At 62.3% G+C, this 20275-nt stretch carries 21 protein-coding genes and 1 pseudogene; 12 read left to right on the top strand and 10 right to left on the bottom strand.

The annotated features are described in order from the left end of the window. Positions 1–26 precede the first annotated feature (26 nt). Genes AC1VON_RS06070 through AC1VON_RS06060 form a run of 3 tightly spaced genes read left to right on the top strand, consistent with a single transcriptional unit; the run spans position 27 to position 3378 of the window. The gene (locus AC1VON_RS06070) at positions 27–1001 is read left to right on the top strand and encodes a sugar ABC transporter substrate-binding protein (protein ID WP_172347461.1); all 975 of its coding nucleotides are present in this window, start codon (positions 27–29) and stop codon (positions 999–1001) included. Positions 1002–1057: 56 nt separating this feature from the next. Further along, positions 1058–2620 carry a sugar ABC transporter ATP-binding protein gene (locus AC1VON_RS06065; RefSeq protein WP_483120942.1) on the top strand — a complete coding sequence of 521 codons (1563 nt, stop codon included), beginning with the start codon at positions 1058–1060 and terminating at the stop codon, positions 2618–2620. Beyond that, on the top strand, positions 2620–3378 hold the full coding sequence (locus AC1VON_RS06060; RefSeq protein ID WP_483120940.1) for an SDR family NAD(P)-dependent oxidoreductase: 759 nt from the start codon (positions 2620–2622) through the stop codon (positions 3376–3378). Before AC1VON_RS06065 ends, AC1VON_RS06060 begins: the two co-directional genes overlap by 1 nt. Here the strand turns inward: AC1VON_RS06060 and AC1VON_RS06055 are convergent. From AC1VON_RS06055 to AC1VON_RS06030, 6 genes are all read right to left on the bottom strand, one after another. Beyond that, on the bottom strand, positions 3375–4274 hold the full coding sequence (locus AC1VON_RS06055) for an aldose 1-epimerase (protein WP_483120939.1): 900 nt from the start codon (positions 4272–4274) through the stop codon (positions 3375–3377). The two genes, AC1VON_RS06060 and AC1VON_RS06055, sit on opposite strands and share 4 nt — an antisense overlap. Beyond that, positions 4258–4869 (bottom strand): SDR family oxidoreductase, encoded by a 612-nt coding sequence (locus AC1VON_RS06050; RefSeq protein ID WP_246740863.1) that lies wholly within the window; start codon positions 4867–4869, stop codon positions 4258–4260. The genes AC1VON_RS06055 and AC1VON_RS06050 overlap by 17 nt, the downstream gene beginning before the upstream one ends. Further along, entirely contained in the window at positions 4866–5645 is a 780-nt protein-coding gene (locus AC1VON_RS06045; RefSeq protein ID WP_483120937.1) for an SDR family NAD(P)-dependent oxidoreductase, read from the bottom strand. Before AC1VON_RS06045 ends, AC1VON_RS06050 begins: the two co-directional genes overlap by 4 nt. A gap of 86 nt (positions 5646–5731) precedes the next feature. Beyond that, on the bottom strand, positions 5732–6727 hold the full coding sequence (locus AC1VON_RS06040; RefSeq protein ID WP_172347466.1) for an ABC transporter permease: 996 nt from the start codon (positions 6725–6727) through the stop codon (positions 5732–5734). A gap of 96 nt (positions 6728–6823) precedes the next feature. Next, positions 6824–8362 carry a sugar ABC transporter ATP-binding protein gene (locus AC1VON_RS06035; protein WP_172352787.1) on the bottom strand — a complete coding sequence of 513 codons (1539 nt, stop codon included), beginning with the start codon at positions 8360–8362 and terminating at the stop codon, positions 6824–6826. 116 nt (positions 8363–8478) lie between these two features. Further along, positions 8479–9441 (bottom strand): sugar-binding protein, encoded by a 963-nt coding sequence (locus AC1VON_RS06030; protein ID WP_140770502.1) that lies wholly within the window; start codon positions 9439–9441, stop codon positions 8479–8481. A gap of 604 nt (positions 9442–10045) precedes the next feature. Here AC1VON_RS06030 and AC1VON_RS06025 point away from each other — a divergent pair. Beyond that, entirely contained in the window at positions 10046–11149 is a 1104-nt protein-coding gene (locus AC1VON_RS06025; protein ID WP_483120934.1) for a LacI family DNA-binding transcriptional regulator, read from the top strand. Positions 11150–11202: 53 nt separating this feature from the next. Here the strand turns inward: AC1VON_RS06025 and AC1VON_RS06020 are convergent, their stop codons facing one another. Further along, complete coding sequence (locus AC1VON_RS06020) at positions 11203–11355, bottom strand: hypothetical protein (RefSeq protein WP_172347468.1); 153 nt, start codon at positions 11353–11355, stop codon at positions 11203–11205. Positions 11356–11421: 66 nt separating this feature from the next. Here AC1VON_RS06020 and AC1VON_RS06015 point away from each other — a divergent pair, with 66 nt between their 5' ends. Continuing rightward, complete coding sequence (locus AC1VON_RS06015) at positions 11422–11901, top strand: CGNR zinc finger domain-containing protein (protein ID WP_483120932.1); 480 nt, start codon at positions 11422–11424, stop codon at positions 11899–11901. 250 nt (positions 11902–12151) lie between these two features. On the opposite strand, the gene AC1VON_RS06010 is transcribed toward AC1VON_RS06015, so the two are convergent. Together AC1VON_RS06010 and AC1VON_RS06005 are read right to left on the bottom strand one after the other, a co-directional pair. Then, the gene (locus tag AC1VON_RS06010; protein ID WP_056568696.1) at positions 12152–12364 is read right to left on the bottom strand and encodes an alkylphosphonate utilization protein; all 213 of its coding nucleotides are present in this window, start codon (positions 12362–12364) and stop codon (positions 12152–12154) included. Beyond that, a complete protein-coding gene (locus AC1VON_RS06005; RefSeq protein WP_172347470.1) occupies positions 12361–12543 on the bottom strand; it encodes a hypothetical protein in 183 nt (60 codons plus the stop codon). Before AC1VON_RS06005 ends, AC1VON_RS06010 begins: the two co-directional genes overlap by 4 nt. Before the next feature lie 127 nt (positions 12544–12670). Between AC1VON_RS06005 and AC1VON_RS06000 the strand changes: the two genes are divergently transcribed. Further along, entirely contained in the window at positions 12671–12943 is a 273-nt protein-coding gene (locus tag AC1VON_RS06000; protein ID WP_483120930.1) for a helix-turn-helix domain-containing protein, read from the top strand. Positions 12944–13074: 131 nt separating this feature from the next. Further along, a pseudogene (locus AC1VON_RS05995) lies at positions 13075–13824 on the top strand (YoaK family protein); the annotation flags it as partial. A gap of 32 nt (positions 13825–13856) precedes the next feature. Here the strand turns inward: AC1VON_RS05995 and AC1VON_RS05990 are convergent. Continuing rightward, positions 13857–14603: a spermidine synthase gene (locus AC1VON_RS05990; RefSeq protein ID WP_483120928.1), complete on the bottom strand. Its 747-nt coding sequence runs from the start codon at positions 14601–14603 to the stop codon at positions 13857–13859. A gap of 270 nt (positions 14604–14873) precedes the next feature. On the opposite strand from AC1VON_RS05990, the gene AC1VON_RS05985 reads away from it, so the two are divergent. The 5 genes from AC1VON_RS05985 to AC1VON_RS05965 are packed head-to-tail and all read left to right on the top strand — an operon-like array spanning position 14874 to position 20263. Further along, positions 14874–15188 (top strand): helix-turn-helix domain-containing protein, encoded by a 315-nt coding sequence (locus AC1VON_RS05985; protein WP_172352788.1) that lies wholly within the window; start codon positions 14874–14876, stop codon positions 15186–15188. Continuing rightward, complete coding sequence (gene hyfB / locus AC1VON_RS05980) at positions 15185–17206, top strand: hydrogenase 4 subunit B (protein WP_172347474.1); 2022 nt, start codon at positions 15185–15187, stop codon at positions 17204–17206. The genes AC1VON_RS05985 and hyfB overlap by 4 nt, the downstream gene beginning before the upstream one ends. Further along, the gene (locus AC1VON_RS05975; RefSeq protein WP_096448855.1) at positions 17197–18153 is read left to right on the top strand and encodes a respiratory chain complex I subunit 1 family protein; all 957 of its coding nucleotides are present in this window, start codon (positions 17197–17199) and stop codon (positions 18151–18153) included. The genes hyfB and AC1VON_RS05975 overlap by 10 nt, the downstream gene beginning before the upstream one ends. Next, the gene (locus AC1VON_RS05970; RefSeq protein ID WP_096448857.1) at positions 18153–18815 is read left to right on the top strand and encodes a hydrogenase-4 component E; all 663 of its coding nucleotides are present in this window, start codon (positions 18153–18155) and stop codon (positions 18813–18815) included. The genes AC1VON_RS05975 and AC1VON_RS05970 overlap by 1 nt, the downstream gene beginning before the upstream one ends. Then, entirely contained in the window at positions 18812–20263 is a 1452-nt protein-coding gene (locus AC1VON_RS05965) for a hydrogenase 4 subunit F (protein WP_172347475.1), read from the top strand. The genes AC1VON_RS05970 and AC1VON_RS05965 overlap by 4 nt, the downstream gene beginning before the upstream one ends. Positions 20264–20275: the final 12 nt, after the last annotated feature.

Here is a 20275-nt window from a genome sequence, read left to right as displayed (position 1 = left end):
GGCCGGCGAACCAAGGGAGGTAAAGCATGAAAATTCATTTGACGAAGCGGCTGGTCCGCGCCGCGTTTTCGGCGGCGGTGATTGCCACATCGCTGGGCTCGGCCAGTCTTGCCAAAGCAGCCGACGTCCATCTGCTCTGGGTGCAGGCGATGAAAGACCACCCCGTGCACCGGTTGATGCAGGCCGGCTTCCTCAATAAATGCAAGGAGCTCGGCTACACCTGCGAGGTCGTCGGCGACCCGAGTGCAACCAACTGGGACATTCCGGCGACGCTGCCGCTGGCCGAAGCCGCCCTTGCCCGCACCAAATATGATGCCATCGGCGTCTATGGCGTCGATCCGGCGATCTTTTCCTACATCACCAAGCTGGCCAAGGAAGGCTTTCCGATCGTCACCTGGCATGTCCTGCCGCCGGAAGGCACCGTCAAAGGCTTGAAGGCAGCGACGGGCGAAAACATCGCCGAGGTCGGCGCCAATGCGGCCATCGCCATCGGCGACAAGCTGGGCGGCAAGGGCACCGTGGCGCTGACGCAAGGCGCTTCCAACGACACCGAGAACGCCATGTCGGATGCCTTCCGCAAGACCATCGCGGCGAAGTACCCCAACATCAAGGTGCTCGACACACAGATGGAGGGCTTCGAGCCATCGGCGGCGGAAGCCAAGGCGGTGGCGATCCTGCAGGGCAATCCTGACGTGACCGCAGCCTTCGGCACCACGGGCAACTCGATCCAGACCTGGTCGGGCGCGGCGCGCAAGGCCGGACGCGATGTCGTCATCATCGGCATGGACTACATCAGGCAGAACCTTGATCTGGTGAAGTCGGGCGCCGCCTACGGCATCGTCGCGCAACCGCTCTATGAAGAGAGCGCCAAGGTGGCCGAACTGCTGGGCGATCTCGCCCAGGGCAAGACCGTGCCCTACAGCAATCCGTTGCCGGCCAAGGTGATCACAGCAGCCGATCTCGCCCCGTACTACAAGATGCTGGACGGCGCCGGACAGTAACGACCGCACTGCCGGGTCCGCATCTCGCGGATCCGGCTCCTTTCCAAGGGATCATCGTGTCCGACATCAATCAAAAGCCCCTGTTTTCAGCCACTGCAATCGCCAAGAATTTTGGCGGCGTGCAGGCGCTGCGCGGTGTCGACTTCGATGTGACCCCGGGCGAGATCCACGCTCTGCTTGGCCAGAACGGCGCCGGCAAGTCGACGCTGGTCAAGATCCTCAACGGCGTGCATCCGGCCGGCTCCTACAGCGGCACGATCCAACTCGACGGCCGGCCCGTCAATTTCACCTCGCCCGCCGGTGCGCGCTCGAGCGGCGTCGGCTATGTGCCGCAGGAAATCGAGGTGCTGGAACAGCTTTCGGTGGCCGAGAATGTCTTTGCCGGCCGCACAGGGCTCGGCGCCGGCATGCTGGTGCATCAGCGGAAACTCGAGCAGCGCGCCGGCGAGATCTTCGCCGACCTCGGCATCGACATCAATCCCAGGGCCTATGTCGCGTCACTGACCTCGGCACAGCGCCATCTTGTTATGATCGCGCGTGCCATCGTCATGAAGCCGCGCGTGCTGATGCTGGACGAGCCAACCGCCTCGCTTTCCGGAACCGAAGTCGATGCCCTGTTCAGCGTGCTGCGCCGCCTGAAGGCGCAAGGCGTGGCCATGATCTACATCACGCACCGCCTGCCCGAAGTGCTCGCCATCTGCGACCGCGCCACCGTGCTGCGTGACGGCAAGGTAGCGGTGCGGATCGCGCGCGAGGATTTTGATGCCGAGACCTTCATCTTCTCCATGTCCGGCCAAAGGCTGCAGCGGCTGTTTCCGGTGCACGCCGCACCTGTTGGTGCGCCGACCGCGTTGGAGGTTCGCCATCTCACGGTCGCTGGCCACAGCGGCGCTGTTCATGGCGCAAGGGACATCAGCCTCTCCGTGACCGCTGGCGAGATTGTCGGGCTGGCGGGTTTGCTTGGTTCCGGCCGCAGCGAGATCCTGCACGGCATCTATGGTCGCGTCGCTGCCGAAGGCGAAATCCGTGTCATGGGCCAGCCTGTAGCGGTCAGATCGCCAGCCGAGGCCCGCGCGGCCGGCATCGCTTTGCTGACCGAGGACCGCAAGCGCGACGGCCTGCTGTTCAACCTGCCGGTCGGGGCCAACATCACCATCGGCAATCTGGCGCCCTTGTCGCGGCACGGCATGGTGCGCGGGCGGCTGGAGCGCAACTCGATCCTCGCCGCCATGCGTGCGCTCAACGTCAAGGCATCGTCACCGCGGGCGGCGGTCACCCATTTGTCGGGCGGCAACCAGCAGAAACTGCTGTTTGCCCGCGTGCTGATGCGGGCACCGAAAGTGCTTCTGCTCGACGAGCCGACCAAGGGCGTCGACGCGGCGACCCGCCACGAAATCTACCGGCTTGTCGTCGAACTGGCCGAGAAAGGCGTGGGCTTGCTGATCGTCGCATCGGAACTCGAGGAACTGATCGGCCTTTGCGACCGTTGCCTCGTCGTCGCCGACGGCCGCATCGTCGACGAATTCAACCGCGGCGAAGGCGGCGAGGATCGCGTGCTGCGCTCGGTGACATCAGCGCAAGCGGATCGCCACGCAATGGCTGCGCGGGCTTCGTCATGATGTTCGCCGGCAAACGTATTTTTATCACGGGAGCCGCGACGGGCATCGGCCGGGCGACAGCGGAATACCTTGTCGCGGAGGGCGCCAAGGTCTTCGGCGCCGGGCTGGATGGCGAAGAAGGAAGGGCGTTGGCCAACCGTCACACGGAAAGCCAGTTGATCTTCCGCGAAAGTGACCTCACCCGCGAAGCGGACGTCCAGGCAGCCGTGGCCGCAGCGGTCGAGCGTTTCAGTGGGCTCGACGCAGTCGTCAACTGTGCCGGTATCTATCCGACCGGCAAGCGGCTTGAAGAGGTTTCCGACGAGGACTGGGACAGGACCATCGCCGTCAATCTGACGGCCATCTTCCGCGTCTGCCGGGCGACCTTGCCGCTGCTGCGTGCGGCCGGCGGCGGCTCGATCGTCAACATCGCCTCCGTGCACGCCGACGCCACGGTTCCCGGCGTGCCCGCCTACGCCGCGACCAAGGCAGCGGTTGTCGGCCTGTCGCGACAGATGGCGCTCGACTATGCCGTCGACCGCATCCGCGTCAACGCCGTGCTGGTCGGCTCGGTCGCCACCCGGATGACGCTGGACGGGCTGGAAGCGGCCGGCGGCGCCGAGGCGCTCGGCCTGTCCTTCGAACCCAACCGGATCGCGCGCATCGCCAACCCCTCCGAGATCGCCACGGCAATCGGCTTCCTGATCTCGGATGCCGCATCCTTCGTCACCGGCAGCGCCATGCAAGTCGATGGCGGGCTCCTGGCCCGGCTGCTTTAGGTCCCAAGCGCGAAGGGCGTGAACGAAACCGTGCCAGCAGCACTTTCACCTGCGGCGAGCACGATCACGCCCTCTCCCGGATCATCCCATCGGCCCCTGTTGAAGGCGCCCGAGGCGTTGGTCTGCGGTTCGACGCAGAAATACGGCTTTGAGGGGTCGGCATAGAGCATCAGATGCTTGAAGACAGGGTCGGCAGTGATCCGCAATCCCGCGCCGCGTGCCGGAAAGCGGATCGTCGCTTCGCCGTCCCAGCCGCCATAGTCATTGTTGCGCCAGCCGCCCGGCAAGGGCCGGCCCCCGGCAAAGTCGAGTTCGGGCGGCAAGGTGATGGAATCGCCCGACACGCCATCGGGCTCTTCGAGGTAGAAGCGCCTAGCCTTGAACTGCACCGTCACGTCGGGGTCGCGATCAAACCAGGGATGCAGGCCAAAACCGAACGGCAAGGCAGCCGGGCCGGTGTTGGCCAGTGTCATCGTCACCGACAGCCTTTCGTCGGAAACCACGAAGGTTTGCGTCGCGTGATAGGAATAAGGTTCGTCTCCGCAAGCAATATCCAATGACAGCGTCGCGCTGGTCACTCCCATTTCGGTGACCGTCCAGGCATGTTGCCAGCCGCTGCCATGGACGTTGAATTTTTCGGGCGGATTGTTGGGCTGGACCCGCCAGCGCCGTGCCGCGAACTCGAAGGCGTTTCCGGCGATGCGGTTGGCAAAGGGCGTCATCGGAAACATGGCGACGCCAAGCACATTGCCGGCATCAAGATCCGCATCCGAAAGCCGGCGCATGAGGTCGATGCCCTGCCAGCGCAGCGAACTGACGGAGCCGCCGATCCGCGGCACCAACGCGACTTGGAGAGCTCCCGATCCGATGCTCAGCAATTCAGAAATTACGCCCATAGCCTGCCGTCCACCCACCGTCGACGCCCAGCATCTGGCCCGTCGTGTAGGTGTTGAGCGGATCGCAGAAGAACAACACCGCCGCGACCGCTTCCTCGATGCGGCCGGCGCGGCCGACCGGTGTGTGGCTAAGCATCGCCTTGTCGCCCGAAACCATGGTTTCACCCTCGACCGCGCCGAAGCCGACGGCATTGACCAGCACCTTCGGCCCGAACTCCATGGCCAGCGTACGCATGCCGGCCAGGATCGAGGCATTCTCCATGGAGAAGCGCGGATGGCGACGCATCGGCATGCCGGCGGTGGCCGAGATCAGGAAGACAATGCGCCCGCGGCCGCGCTCGGTCATGGCCACGGCGGCCTTGCGGGCATCGGCATACAAGGTGGGGGAATCTTCGGCCGTCGTTCCCGGACGCAACGGGCAGGATACAAGCAAGATGTCGGGGGGCAGCATGCCAGCGGGCCGTGCCCGCACCCCCTCGACAATGCGGCCGCCATTGGCACGCAAGGCGGCAAGTGCCGCTTCGACAAGCGGATTGCCTGGGCCTTCCAGCGCTATCGTCGCGCCGACGAGATCGATTTCCATCGCGTCACTCACATCATGTATCCCGCCGTCCAGCCGCCATCGACGGCCAGGACCTGGCCGTTGACGTAGCTGGCGGCGGGCGAGGCCAGGAACAGCACCGCCTCGGCGATCTCTTGCGGTTCAGCCGGGCGGCCGAGCGGGACATGGGCGAGGAACTCCTGCGTGCGGCCGGCGAACTTGCCGTCGTCGCCGTAAAACAGCTTGGCCGTCAGCGCCGTCATCACCGACCCCGGGGCGACGGCGTTGGTCAGGATGCCCCTGGCGCCAAGTTCGATCGCCATCGAACGTGTCAGATGGATGATGCCGGCCTTGGCGGCGACGAACGGGCTCTGCAGGCGCATGGCGGCAAGCCCGACGACCGAGGCGATATTGACGATACGCCCGCCGTTGCCGGCGGCGAGCATGGATCCGAGCGCCGCCCGGCTCATGATATAGAGGCCGTCAAGGTCGATGCCGGTGATGCGGTCCCATTCCTCGGGCGGGAATTCGTCCAGGGTGACGCGGTGCGCCAGCGTGTTGACGCCGGCATTGTTGATGAGGATGTCGAGGCGGCCGTAGCGCTGCATGATCGCGGCGATCGCACTGTCGACCGAGGCGGCATCACGGATGTCGGTGGCGCAGGCCATGGCGTTGCTCAGACCGGCCGCGACCTGGCTCGCGCCCTCGCCGTTGATGTCGGCGACGACGACGGCAGCACCATTGTCGGACAGGCGTTCGGCGATGGAACTGCCGATAGCGCCCGCGGCCCCGGTGACCAACGCTACCTTGCCTCGCAAATCGCAGCGCATGTCCCGTCCACCCCCCGAGCAATATCGGGTTATGCTATTATAATATTCGCAAAGCGCGGACAAGCAGTTGAGTCATGGGCAAGTGCTTATTCCGCGGGCGCACCAGCGACATTCTTGCGAGCGGCATCCACCATCAGCCGCCGTGCGCGGAACACGCCCCATTGCTGGTCGACCAGCACGCCGATGAGGATGACCCCTCCCATCACCGCGAAGTTGAGGGAAGACGGGATGCCGAGCAGATTGACAAGGTTCTGCAACTCCTGCAGCAGCACGGTGCCAAGCACGACGCCGATCAGCGAGCCCTCGCCGCCACGCAGCGAGAAACCGCCAAGCACAGCAGCGGCAATGGCGTAGAGTTCGTAGAACTGGCCATGGCTGGCGGGTGAAATCGAGCGCGTGTACATGGCGAAGTAGATCGCAGACAAGGCGGTCAGCACGCCGCAGATGACATAGGCGGCCATGACGATCCGGCCGGTGCGGATGCCCGAATATTTCGCCGCCTCCTCGTTCTTGCCGATGGCATAGAGATAGCGGCCGAACACCGAGCGGTGCAGCACCACCCACATGACGATGGCGATGATGATCAGGGCGAAGAAGGAGTTCGGCACGCCCCAGGAGCGGCCAGCGGTGAGAAATTCGAGGTCAGGAAAATTCTGGCCGAAGGCGAAGCCGGCCGTGCCGTCGGCGGTGTAGAAGCGCGCGACGCCGCGATAGATCAGCAAGCCGCACAGCGTCACGACAAAGGGTTGCAATTTCAGCCGCGTGATCAGCCAGCCATGCGCCAGCCCGATGATCGCGCCAAGCACAAGGATGAGCATGAAGGCAACAGGCCATCCCATGCCGCGCACGGCGATGAAGTCGATGAACAGCGTGCCCAGCAGCGCGACCAGCGAGCCGACCGACAGTTCGATGCCGCCGGTGATGATGACGAAGGCCTGGCCGATCGAGAGGATACCAAACAGACCGATCAGGTTCGAGGTGTTGGCAAGGTTGATCGGCAACAGAAAGCGCGGATTGATGATGGCGACGATCGCCCCGACCACCAGGATCAGGATCAGCAGGCCGAGATCTTTCTTGCTCATCGTCGTCTCCGCTTACGGCCTAAGCGCGTCGCGCTCCGGCTCTTTGGTGTATGCATGTCGTTGTCGCGAACCCGAGGTCACTTCTGCGCGACAGCATTAGTTTGCCGGCTTGCCCACAGCCAGCAGCAGCACGTTTTCCTGACTGAACTGGTCCTTGTCGAGAATGCCCGAGATCTGGCCCTCATGCATGACGGCGATGCGGTCGGACACGCCGATCACCTCTTCCATGTCGCTGGAGATCATCAGCACGGCGACGCCGGCATCGGCGAGCGCCCGCATCAGCCCGTAGATTTCCGCCTTGGCGCCGATGTCGATGCCACGCGTCGGTTCATCGAGGATCATCACCTTCGGGTTCATGGCCAGCCACTTGCCGAGCACGACCTTCTGCTGGTTGCCGCCCGACAGCGTGCCGGTGCGTGTCTGCACCGATGGCGCCTTGATGCCGAGATCCTTCTTCTGCTTCTCGGCGGTAGCGTTCTCCGCACTGGCCGACACCAGCGAGCGCCTGGCATGCGCCGGCAGATTGGGTAGCGAAATGTTCTGCGCGATCGACAGGTCGAGCAGGATGCCGGTCAGCTTGCGGTCTTCCGGCACCAGGAAAATGCCGTGCGCGACGGCGTCGGCCGCGGAGCCGAGCACAAGCGGCTTTCCGTCGAGCTCCAACGCGCCGCCAAGGCTGCCGTCAATACCGAAGAACACGCGTGCCAGCTCGGTACGGCCGGAGCCGACCAGGCCGGCAAGGCCGAGGATCTCGCCGCGCCTGACATCGAGGTCGACCGGGCGGCCGGGATAGGTGGGAGTGCGGACGGCCTTGGCAGCGAGGGCGACGGCGCCGGGCGCACGCGCGGCCTCGGATGCCTTCTCGCGCTCCTTCAGCATGCGGCCGATCATCAGCTTGACCATCTGGTCGTGGTTGATGTCGCGCTTGCCCAGCGTGCCGGCCAACATACCGTCGCGCAGCACGACGACGCGGTCGGCGACGCGCTCGACCTCGTGCAGGCGGTGCGAAATGAAGATGACGCTGATGCCATCGGCCTTCAGCGCCTTGATGACGTCGAGCAGTTTGTCGGTTTCGGCGATCGGCAGGCTCGATGTCGGCTCGTCGAGGATGACCAGCCTTGCCTTGATCGACAGCGCCTTGGCGATCTCGACCATCTGCTGTTGCGCAAGCGACAGGTCGGCGACCTGCGTGTCGGCGGAAAAATTGGCGCCGACGCGCTTGAGCAGCGGCGCCACCATGGCGCGCAATCTGGCGCGGTCGACGAGCTTGAGCGGTCCGGCGCGCAGCGGTTCACGGCCAAAGAAGATGTTGGCGGCGACATCGAGGTTTTCGAACAGGTTGAGTTCCTGGTGGACGAAGGCGATGCCGGAGCCCAGGCTGCCTTCAACCGTCAGTCCCTTGTGGGCGGTGCCATCGACCGTGATGGTGCCGGTGTCGGGCGTGGTGACGCCACCGAGGATCTTCATCAAGGTCGACTTGCCGGCGCCGTTCTCGCCGACGAGGCCGATAACCTCGCCCGGCCTGACCTCCATCGAGAAGCCATCGAGCGCGACGACGCCCGGATAGGTCTTGCGCACGTTCTCGAGACTGAGGAACGGGGTGATTGCCGCGATGGATGTGTCGGAATAATTCATCATGCCTGACAGCGATTGGCGGGCCGACCTCTCAGCAGACTGACCATCCCGGCCGGGTTCGTCAATGCGGGCGGCCGGCTCAAGCGAAGCTGAGCCGGCCGAACTGCTTCCTGGCCTTAGTTTCCAGCCATCGCCTTCAGGTTGGCGGCATAGGCGTCGACATCATCCTTGCCGATGATCTTGGTCGGGATGATGATCAGCGCATTGGCCGGGATGCCCGACTTGTCGCCCTTGAGATAGGCCGCCATCAGCTTCATGCCCTGATAGGCCCATTCGAAAGGCTGCTGCACGACGGTGGCGGCAATGGTGCCTTCCTTGACGCCGCCCAGCGTGATCGGATCGTCATCGAAACCGACGACCGTGATCTGGCCGAGCTTGCCGGCGTCGCGCAGCGCTTCATAGATGCGCGGCGTGTTGTAGGAATAGAACCCGACCATGCAGGTCACGTCGGGGCTGGCGACCAGCGCGTCCTCGACATTCTTCTTGGCGCGGGCCTGGTCGATATCGTCGCCACGCACGTCGTCAAGCGTGATCTTGGTGCCGGCCAGCCCATCCTTGAAGCCCTGGATGCGTTCCTTGGCATTGTCGGCACCGAGCAGGCCGACGAAGCCGAGGCACTTGCCGCCATTGGGCATCGCCTTCTTGGCGATATCGGCGGCCTGCTTGCCGGCGTCGACGTTGGACGAGCCGATATAGGCGACACGCTTGGTCTGCGGAGCGTCGCTGTCGGTGGTGAACAGCGCTGTTTGCGAGGCGATCTTGTTCAAGCCATCGGTCGAGGTCTTGGGGTCAACCGCCGAAACCATGATGCCCTTGACGCCGGCCGTCACCAGATCGTCCATCAGGCGCTGCTGGATGGCGACCGAGGACTGCTCGGGATATTTCAGCTCAAGCGTGTAGTCGGGCAGTTCGCCTTGCGCCTTCTTGACGCCGGCTTCGGCCGCTTTCCAGAAATCGGAAGCGCCGTTGACGACGAAGGCCAGCGTCGGCTTGTCGTCGGCGCGCGCGATGGCTGTCGCCGTCAGGCCGACAACCAGGGCCGCGGCGGCCACGGATGCATTGCGTATCAAGGATTTCATGTTCAACCTCCCGTTTTGGTCCAGCCATTCGGCTGACCGGTCTTGCTCACTAGAATTGCCTTGCTCACCTGAATTTGCCGTTTGCGGCTTGGACGCCCCTCCTCCTCAGGGGTTCCCGGCACTCACGAGAATGGCGTCGTTCCAGCCACGACAACGGACTTTAGAGACTCATCCATCATTCGTAAATAGTCCGATTTGTCTGACATATCACATGTCCGAGACAGGGGTTGCGGAGGCAATGTCCGCTCGCCATCGGGCCAGTCACGCACGCTTTTCCGCCGCGCCGGAACCCAACGGGGCCGGACGCGACGGATTGACGTTACAGCGCATTTTTGTATTAGTAAATACTATTAGTTTTGAGCTAACATTCGGTACGCCTCATCGACATTCCAGACGACGTGCCGCGAGCCTACACCCTGGGCGACATGGCGGCATAAGCCTTACAACCCTTGCTTTCCCCGGATAGCCGGAACCTGATGACCGATGGACCACGCGGCTACTAATAGATATAACCATCGTGACGATTTCTATAAATCGACACTGCAGCGCCGTCTTGTCGGCCAGGCAGGCTGCCGCTAGACAGGACTGGGGATTGGGGACACCAATGAGCGAGACGACGGATCCGGTCAGCGAGACGGCGAGACGCAGCAAGGCGCCGGCAAAGCCCAAGGGGCGGGTCACCATGACCGACATTGCCAGGGCCGCCGGCTGTTCGCAGGCGACCGTTTCCTTCGTGCTCAATAATTCACCCGGTATCAGGCTGTCGCAGCAAACCCGCGAGCGGGTGATCGAGGCCGCCCGGGCGCTGGGCTACAGCGCCCCCGCTTTTTCGGCACTGCGCAAGCCTGTTGCCGCCTTCGACGGGCTTGACGGGGTGATCGGCTTTGCCGTCGACCAGCTCGCCACCAGCCCGGAGGCGGTGGTCGCCATCGAGGGCGCGCGCCAGGCCTCGTGGAATGCCGGCAACGTGCTGCTGGTGGCACAGACCATGGGCGACGCCGTGATGGAACCGCGCGCCATACAGGCGCTGACCAGGCGGGGCATTTCGGCGCTGATTTACATGACCATCTTCACCCGTGAGATCACCGCGCCCGACTACCTCTACAGCCTCGATATCCCGGTGATCCTGCTCAACTGCTACACGTCGGACTATGCCTTCCCCGCCGTGGTGCCTTCCGAGATCGCCGGCGGCCAGAGCTCGACCCGGCATCTGATCAGCCATGGCCACCGCCGCATCGCCACCATCACCGGTGAGCCGTGGATGCAGGCCGCACAGGACCGGCTGAAGGGCTACCGCCGCGCGCTCGCCACCGCCGACATCCCGTTCGACCCGGAGCTGGTGGTCGAGGGCGACTGGTCGGCAAGCGCCGGTTATGCCGCAACGGTGAAACTTTTGGCGCTGAAGGACCGCCCGACTGCCATCTTCTGCCAGAACGACCGCACCGCGATCGGCTGCTACGAGGCGCTGAAGGAAGCTGGCCTGCACATTCCCGGGGATATTTCCGTGGTCGGCTACGACGACGAGGAAATCGCCCGGCACCTTTTCCCGCCGCTGACCACATCGATCCTGCCGCACATGGCGATGGGCCAGTGGGCGATCGAACAGCTGGAAGCACCCTTGCCCCCCGGGCAGGGGCGCTATCCCATCACCAAGCTGGAGTGCCCGCTGGTGGAGCGGGAGAGCGTGCGGGCGGTGGCGGGGAGTTAGCGATATGCGCGAACGTTTCGCTTGGGCCGACGGGGCAAAGCGGAAGGCCAATGCTACATGCGCGAGCGTATCCGAGACGCCATTTCTTCATTGAAATCGGCATCGGCCTTTGGCACGGGATACCGTAGCAAACTCACGATTTCGGCAAGAATGCGCAGATTGGTTTTTGCTTCACCAAGCGCGAAGCGAATTTCCTGCACCGTCATTCGATCAACCCGAGACGCAATCTCTTCAATGAATATGTCGCTGTTTCGCCGGCGAGACGCCGGAAGGTGAGCGTCTCCTGGATCAACGATTTGATCGATCGCTACGGGATGACTTATCCGCGCGCCATCACCGAGCGCGACATCACCGAGCGCGACCGGGACAGGCTGCATGAGATCGCCAAGGAATTCCGCGTCATCTTCTCGATGCCGCAAGACGAGCTCGCCAACTTCTCCAACGCCGTGCTCGAGAAGACACGATTTTCGCCACGCATCATGAACCATGGCGGGTTTGGGTGGCACATCCACTACTACGACGATTTCTCCTTCGATGAGCGCATCCGATCCAACACCGCCATGTCGATCATGTCGCTGATCATCCATGGCGAAGCTGGACGGCTGAAGACCTGCAAGGCCGAGACCTGCGGCAACGTCTTTGTCGACACGACACGGAATGCCTCGAAGGTCTATTGCGACGTCAAGACCTGCGGCAACCGCGCCCATGTCGCCAATTTTCGTGCCAAGGCACAAAATTCGACGCCCTTCTAGCTCCTTGGAAAACGGACGCGGTGCCGGTCGTCAAAGCGCAGCGCATGGTTTTCGAAACCTTCTCATCACGCGCGTGTTCCCTGTGGCGCATACGCACCCACGAAACGGAGCCAAGGTTCAGCCAAGCCGAATGCCGAATGCCGAATGCATCGAATGCGAGATAGCGGCCGGTAATCAGCAGGACTTTAGGATGGACCTCACTCCAGACCTGCATCGGCAACCCTGCAACGTACGAATGCGTCTCCGCTCCCTACGCCTTTTTCAGGAACTCTGTCCGCAGAACCAGGTTCTTGACCTTCTCGGCCCGACACTCGACCTCATCCTCGTTGCCCGTGAGATGGATGTTCTTGATCAGCGTTCCCCGTTTCAGGGTGACGGACGTTCCCTTGACCTTGAGATCCTTGATGAGCGTGACGGAATCTCCTTCGCTCAGCGGAGTGCCGTTGCTGTCCTTGACCTTCATGATTTCGCTTCCTGCCTTTGTGCATTCAATCCGTTGAGGAGATCGGCGAGTTCCTCGGCATCGTGCTGGTTCATTCCAACGATGGTTCGGCTGCCCATCTCGGCGGGCCGTCCGGTCCAAGCATCGTTGACGGTCCAGGTGCCGGTCGGCTCCTGAAAAGGTTCGTAGCGCTGAGTCATGCGGATACGATAATTGCCGAGCCCCGTCGTGCCAAGGGCCGATTAATATTTTTTCGCTTTGTATTGATGTTTAATACGTCAATGATACCATGATGGATATCATTTCTCATATTCAGACGCTGATGCCATGATCACTGCTTCCCAGCTTCGTGCTGCCCGCGCCCTTCTCAACATCGACCAGAAAACCCTGGCGGAAATGGCGAGCGTCTCGCTGCCGACGATCCAACGAATGGAAGCCAGCCGGGGCAATGTGCGAGGCGTTGTCGATAGCTTGATGAAGGTGATCAACGCGCTCAACCGCGCCGGCGTCGAGCTTCTCAGCGAACATGTGCGTAGCGACGATGGCGGGCGTGGTGTCAGGTTCCGCCATCCGGACATGCCGCCGGGCAAGCCAAACTAGGCCCTACAAAGCACAGCGTCGACGCCACGCATTCACCGCCCCTTTGTCTTTCCTTCTCCAGAACATTCAATGAGCCTTTCCCGCCACATCAGCTTGCGGTCCTGCTTTTCCGCATGGAAAGACAAGGTTCGATCATGATCCTGTATCTGCGTCGGTTGACCGGAAAGGAACGAAGCGAAAGATCCGATCGGCATCTCGCCCGTTTCCTGACGTTCATCGCGGGAGCCGCCAACGCTGGCGGCTTCCTGGCGGTTCAGCAGTACACGTCCCACATGTCCGGCATCGTTTCGTCGATGGCGGACCATCTGGCACTCGGCGATGTCGGACTGGCGCTTTCCGGGTTGGGGGCCTTGTTGTCGTTTGTCACAGGCGCCGCCTGTTCGGCAATCCTGGTCAACTGGGGAAGGCGGCAGGGCCTACAGGGTGAATACGCATTCCCGCTTGTCCTGGAAGCTATCCTGCTGATCTGTTTCGGTCTGCTCGGCGGCCATCTTGCGCGTCATGAAGCGCTGTTCGTGCCAATGACGGTGATGCTGCTTTGTTTCATCATGGGGTTGCAGAACGCCATCATCACCAAGCTATCGGAAGCCAGAATCCGGACGACGCATGTCACGGGCCTGGTGACGGATATGGGCATCGAACTCGGCAAGCTGCTTTACTGGAACATCTCAGGCAATGACTCGGACAGACTGTTCGTGAAAGCAGACCGGAGAAAGCTGAGACTGCTTGCGTCGCTCGTGGCATTGTTCTTTATCGGCGGCGTCATCGGCGCTGTGGGTTTCAAACACATCGGCTTTGCGGCGACATTGTTTCTCGCCGCCATTCTCCTTGTGCTGGCCTCCATGCCAGTCCTGGAAGATGTGTCTATCCGCATGAAGCGGCTCTGGCAGTAGCTCGACAGGGCTTTGACGCTCTAGGCGGTTCGTCGTGGCACATGCCAAGGCCTGAACGCCAGGAGGCCAAGCTCCCGTTCGATCTCCTCGGCTCCGACCGACGGCGGCATCAGCATCACCGGTTGGACGAGATCCCGTACCTTGCCTGCCATGACGAGTGCGTTGCGATCCTGAGCGCCGCGGATATCGAGCAGTCTCACATCCGCCCAGATATTGGCGAACTTTGCGGCAACGCGATCCGGCATGATGTCGAGGTCGTGACGGGCATGAACGTTGCCGATCAGAATACCGGAAGAATTCTTGAGACGCGTCTGCGCCAAGCCGAAGAATGTCTCGGCGCACAGGTGATCCGGGATGCGCCGCCCGGAATATGCGTCCAGAACGATAGCATCGTAGCGGTGACGGCCGGCGCGCAAAAAATCCCGCCCGTCGGAGATGCAGCAGTGAACCCCATAAGGTAACCCAAAGTATTTCCGGGCGATCTGGAAAGCCTTTGGATTGATGTCGACGACCGTAACACGCACACCAGCCCTATCCAGCATCGTGCCCAGGCTGCCACCGCCACAACCGATCATCAGGACATCGGACACCCGCGCCTGTGCGAGGAGACCAAAGATGGCGTGTATATAGGGCACGACGCTGACGCCATTCGGATCGCACTCGCTTTGATAGCAGCCACCTTGGCGATAGATGAACGAACCGGAGTCCTTGGCCCGCAGAACCTCGATGTTGCCGAAATCGGTATGATATTTCGCAACCCGGATCATGACCTGGTCACCACAGCCAAATTCCTAAGTCCGCCGCTCAACTCGTCTCTCGAACGGCCTTTCGCCAAGGCGTTTCGCGGCCTCCGTCATGGCAGGCCCGTTTTGCATTTGCCGGGCACCGGGGAGCGCCCAATCCCGGCTCCTGTCGCGCGGTTTCCCATGGCGCAGAGATAGATGTGTCACGCATCATTTATTGAATGCACCGCATTTTAATATATGCTGCAACCCGCAGGGACAATATCTCAAAGCTAACAATGAGAGATGCAACCCGTGATAACTGCTCCACAGTTGCGTGCCGCGAGGGCGCTCCTCGGCGTTGACCAGCGCAGGCTGGCCGAATTGTCCGGCCTGTCGGTGCCGACCATTCAGCGCATGGAAGCCAGCGAGTCGATTATCCGGGGCAACGTCGATTCCCTGATGAAGTTGATTGGGGCCCTTGACCTTGCGGGCGTCGAGCTGATCGCCGAGGGCGCCTCCAGCCAGATCGGTGGACGTGGCGTGCGGCTTAAAGCGGATTTCGACCCCGCCAAAGTGCTGGGCGGTGTCGATGCAGGCACCAAATTCACTGCGAGGAGCGTGGCGTGACTTCGGACGCCGCGGTCCTCCTATGGGGCGTTGCATCGCTCCTGGGGACAGCGGTGCTTGCGATTGCGTTGAGCCGCACACCGGGCTCGGGAACACGCCTTGTCTACGGCTTGACGCTCTGTGTTTCGGTCGCCGCGCTCTTGGTCCTCGCTGGCCGCATTCTCGAAGACCCCCTCACGCCGTCGACTGCCGTATTGCCGCTCGGGCTGCCCTGGATTGGGGCTCATTTCCGCCTGGATGCGCTCTCGACTTTCTTCCTCGTCGTCATCAATTTCGGCGGCGCCATGGCCAGCCTTTACGGTCTCGGCCATGGCAGCCACGAGCCCTCGCCGCACAGGGTGCTGCCGTTCTTCCCCGCCTTCCTCGCCGGAATGAATCTGGTCGTGCTCGCGGACGACGCCTTCATCTTCCTGTTCTCCTGGGAATTCATGTCGCTCTCTTCCTGGGCGCTGGTCATCGTCCACCATCGCGAACGGGAAAATGCACGGGCCGGTTACATTTATCTCGTGATGGCGAGTTTCGGCACGCTCGCGCTGCTGCTTGCGTTCGGCTTGTTGTCCGGGCCGGGCGGAAACTACACGTTCGAAGCGATGCGTGCCGCGGGGGCCACCCCGCTCGTGGCCACTTTCGTCCTAGCTCTCATGTTGCTCGGCGCCGGCTCCAAGGCTGGTCTCGTTCCGCTACACGTTTGGCTTCCACTCGCTCATCCGGCCGCGCCAAGTCATGTCTCAGCACTCATGAGCGGCGTCATGACCAAGGTCGCCGTGTATGGCTTCATCCGCGTTATCTTCGACCTGCTCGGTGAACCGACATGGTGGTCGAGCATCATCGTCCTTTTCTTCGGAGGACTCACCGCTGTCTTGGGAATCCTTTACGCGTTGATGGAAAAGGACCTCAAGCGGCTGCTTGCCTACAGCACCATCGAAAACATCGGCGTCATCTTCGTAAGTCTTGGTCTCGCGCTCGCCTTCAAGGCGAACGCCATGCCATCGGCCGCCGCGCTGGCGCTTACCGCCGCGCTGTTCCACGCTCTCAACCATTCATTCTTCAAAAGCCTGCTTTTCTTCGGCGCCGGCGCCGTGCTCACCGCAACCGGCGAACGGGACATGGAGAAGCTGGGCGGTCTTATCCATAAGATGCCGCAGACCAGCTTCGTCTTTCTCGTTGGCTGCGTGGCGATCTCCTCGCTTCCGCCCTTCAACGGCTTCGTCTCCGAATGGCTGGCTTTCCAGGCTGTCTTGCAAAGCCCGGATCTGCCGCAATGGGCCCTGAAGGTGATGGTGCCCGCGGTCGGCGGCCTGCTGGCGCTGTCGGCGGCGCTGGCCGCGGCCTGCTTCGTAAAGGCCTTCGGAATTACGTTTCTGGGTCGACCACGGACCTCGGCGGTGGAACAAGCGCACGAAGCCGACCGCTACTCGTTGGCGGCAATGTTCATCCTTGCCGCGCTCTGTCTGCTTGCCGGCATTCTGCCGGGCTTTGTCATAGATGGCCTTTCCCCCGTGACGCTTTCGCTCATCGGCAGCCGCATGCCGGTGCAGATGGCGCAACCTTGGTTTTCGATCGCGCCAATCGCCGAGAGCCGCAGTTCCTACAACGGCCTGCTGGTGTTTGTATTCATCGCCATTTCCGCATCCGCCGCGGTCTATGTCATCCATCGCTTCGCCTCGCACGCACTCCGTCGCGGTCCCGCCTGGGGCTGTGGCTTCGCCGATGCCGTCCCGGGCTCGCAGTACACGAGCGTCAGCTTCGCACAGCCTATCCGCCGGGTCTTCGGCACATTCGTGTTCCGCGCGACTGAAAGGGTCGAAATGCCGACACCCGGCGATACCGGTCCGGCCCGCTTCAATCTGGAAATCCATGACGTGATCTGGGAGACGCTGTATCTGCCCATAGGCAAGGCCCTCGACTTTGCGACCGACCACCTGAACCATCTGCAGTTCCTGACGATCAGGCGCTACCTGACCCTTGTATTTCTCTTTCTCATTGTCCTGCTTTTGGTGCTCGCACTATGGCCCTGATCCTTGAGTTGGCCGTTCAGGGCGCGCAGATGTTGCTGGTGCTTTTGCTGGCACCGCTCCTGACCGGCTTCGTCCGCAAGGTGAAGGCAAGGCTGTTGCGGCGCCAGGGCCCTCCTCTCATCCAGCCCTATCGCGATCTCTTGCGGCTCATGCGCAAGGAGGTCGTTCTGGCCGACAATGCATCCTGGCTGTTTCGCGTCATACCCTACCTGATCTTCGCCTTCACCTGGGTCGCCGCCGCGCTCATACCGACATTCGCCACCGGCCTCGAGTTCAGTTGGACCGCCGATCTCATAGCGATCGTGGCGCTGCTTGGAAGCGCACGGTTCTTCCTTGCGCTGGCGGCGATGGACGTCGGCACGAGCTTTGGCGGCATCGGCGCCAGCCGCGAGGTGATGATCGCGTCCCTGGCCGAGCCCGCCATGCTCCTGATCGTGTTCAGCCTGGCACTCGTTGCCGGAGCGACGCAACTGTCCACGGTGGCGGCTTTCATGGGCTCGCCGCAGGTTGGCCTGCGGGTATCGCTCGGAATGTCACTGATCGCTCTCGTCATGGTGGCAATCGCGGAAAATGCCCGTGTACCGGTGGACAACCCGGCGACGCATCTGGAGCTGACCATGATCCACGAGGCGATGGTCCTGGAATATTCCGGTCGCCATCTGGCGATGATCGATTTCGCGGCCTTCCTGAAGCTTCTGCTCTACGTCTCGCTGATTTCCTGTGTCTTCGTTCCCTGGGGGCTCGTGACCACCGGGGCCGGGCCCTGGGCCTATGTTCTGGGCGTCATTTTCTACATCTGCAAGCTTGCCGCGAGCGGCGTTCTCCTCGCCTTGTTCGAGACTGCCATCGCCAAGATGCGTGTCTTCCGCGTCCCGGATTTCCTCGGGGCAGCGCTCATGCTGGCCCTGCTTGCCACGCTCCTGCGGTTCGTCTCGAGGAGCCTCTGATGAACGGCCTCACCTTCGACATCGCTCATCTGCTGGCCGGTGGCCTGGTGCTGGTCAGTTTCATGATGCTGTACCAGGATCGCCTCTTTGCACTGATCAACGTTTTTGCGGTTCATGCCATCGTCCTCGCCCTGTCGGTGGCTTGGCAGGCCTACATACAGGACGCGCATCATCTCTACGTCACGGCGGCGATTGCCCTCATTTTCAAGGCGATCATCATTCCCGTCGGGCTTCATCGCATCATTCAGCGGCTCGGCATCCATCGCGATATAGAAACGGCGGTCGGGATCGGTTCGACCATGCTCGCGGGAATAGGGCTGGTGACCCTGTCCATGGTCCTGATGCTGAGGGTCACCCCCTACGCCGCCCCCCTCGCCCGCGAGGACCTGGCCTTCGCGCTGTCCATAATACTGCTGGGACTCCTGGTGATGGTCACCCGGCGGAATGCCGTCAGCCAGGTGGTGGGATTCATGTCGCTCGAGAACGGCCTGGTCCTTGCCGCCACGGGGGCCAAGGGCATGCCGCTGGTCGTCGAGATCAGTGTCGCCTTCTCGATCCTCATCGCCTTCATCGTCATCGGTGTCTTCCTGTTCCGCATCCGCGAGAGGTTCGACTCGGTCGATGTCGGCGCGCTCGACGACTACAGGGGAGAACATCGTTGACCGCGTTTTCCCTCGATGCGGTGGCCGCCATTTTGCTGATACCAGTCGTCGCGGCCGCGCTTCTGGCGGCGCTGCCGAATTATCGGCTGGCGGCTGGCCTCAATGTCGCCGCGAGCTTGCTGACCTTGCTCGCCGCAATATCGCTTTTCGTCACGGTTCGGCCACCGCCCGGTCAATACCTGCTCATCGACGATCTCAATATCGTTTTCATCGTGCTCAACACGTTCGTCGGCTTCACGACCAGTGTGTTCAGCGCCTCCTACATTGCGCACGAACTGGATACGGGACGGCTGACGGCGACGAATTTGCGATTTTATCACGCAATGTACCAGATCATGATGTTCGGCATGAATCTGGCATTCGTGTCGAACAATATCGGCTTGATGTGGGTGGCGGTGGAACTTGCCACGCTGACCACCGTGCTCATGGTCGGCATCTACCGCACGCACGAGGCGCTGGAGGCGGCCTGGAAGTATTTCATACTCGGCAGTGTCGGCATAGCGCTTGCCCTCTTCGGCACCATCCTCGTCTACATGGCCGCGCAGCCGATTGTCGGCGAAGGCACGAATGCCATGGTCTGGACAGTGCTTATCGAGCACGCGGCGCGCTTCGACCCGGCGTTGCTCAACGTCGCCTTCGTCTTCCTGCTGCTCGGCTATGGGACGAAGGTTGGTCTTGCGCCTTTGCATGCCTGGCTGCCCGACGCGCACGCGGAAGGCCCGACGCCGATTTCAGCGGTGTTGTCGGGACTGCTCCTCAACGTCGCGCTCTATGCGGTGCTGCGCTTCAAGCTGCTGCTCGCGGCCAGCCCGGACGCGATCGCGCCTGGGCCACTGATGATCACGATGGGGCTCACCTCCCTCATCTTCGCGGCCTTCATGCTCTACCGCCGCCGCGACATCAAACGTCTGTTCGCGTACTCCTCCATCGAGCACATGGGCATCATCGTGTTCGCTTTCGGCATGGGTGGCCCGCTCGCCAATTTTGCCGGACTGCTGCACATGGTCATGCACAGCCTGACCAAGTCGGCGATCTTTTTCACGGTCGGCCACATCGCCCAGATCAAGGGAACACAGAACATTGCCGAGATCCGGGGGCTGACGGAAACGCATCCGGGGCTTGGCTGGGCGCTCGTCATCGGCGTCGTTGCCATTGCAGGCCTGCCTCCGCTCGGCATCTTCATGAGCGAATTCCTGGTCGTGAGTTCGACATTCGCAAGGCACCCCCTTCTGGCGATTCCTTTGGTGTTCGGGATTCTGCTCGCTTTCGGCGCCCTGCTGCTTCGGTTGACCGGCGTTGCTTTCGGCGAACCGCGAGGCAGCACCGCGCCCGCCGAGGCGTCCTACGTTCCGATGTATTCCCACCTGGCGCTTGTGTTTGCCGCCGGCATCTATCTGCCACCACCGCTGGTCATATGGTTCCAGCATGTCGCCAACCTTCTGGGATGAAGCGGACGGGAG

The sequence above is a fragment of the Mesorhizobium sp. HAY1-8B genome (assembly GCF_056868045.1).
The sequence above is the reverse complement of the archived record's forward strand: the minus strand, read 5'-3'. Positions and strand labels throughout refer to the sequence as shown.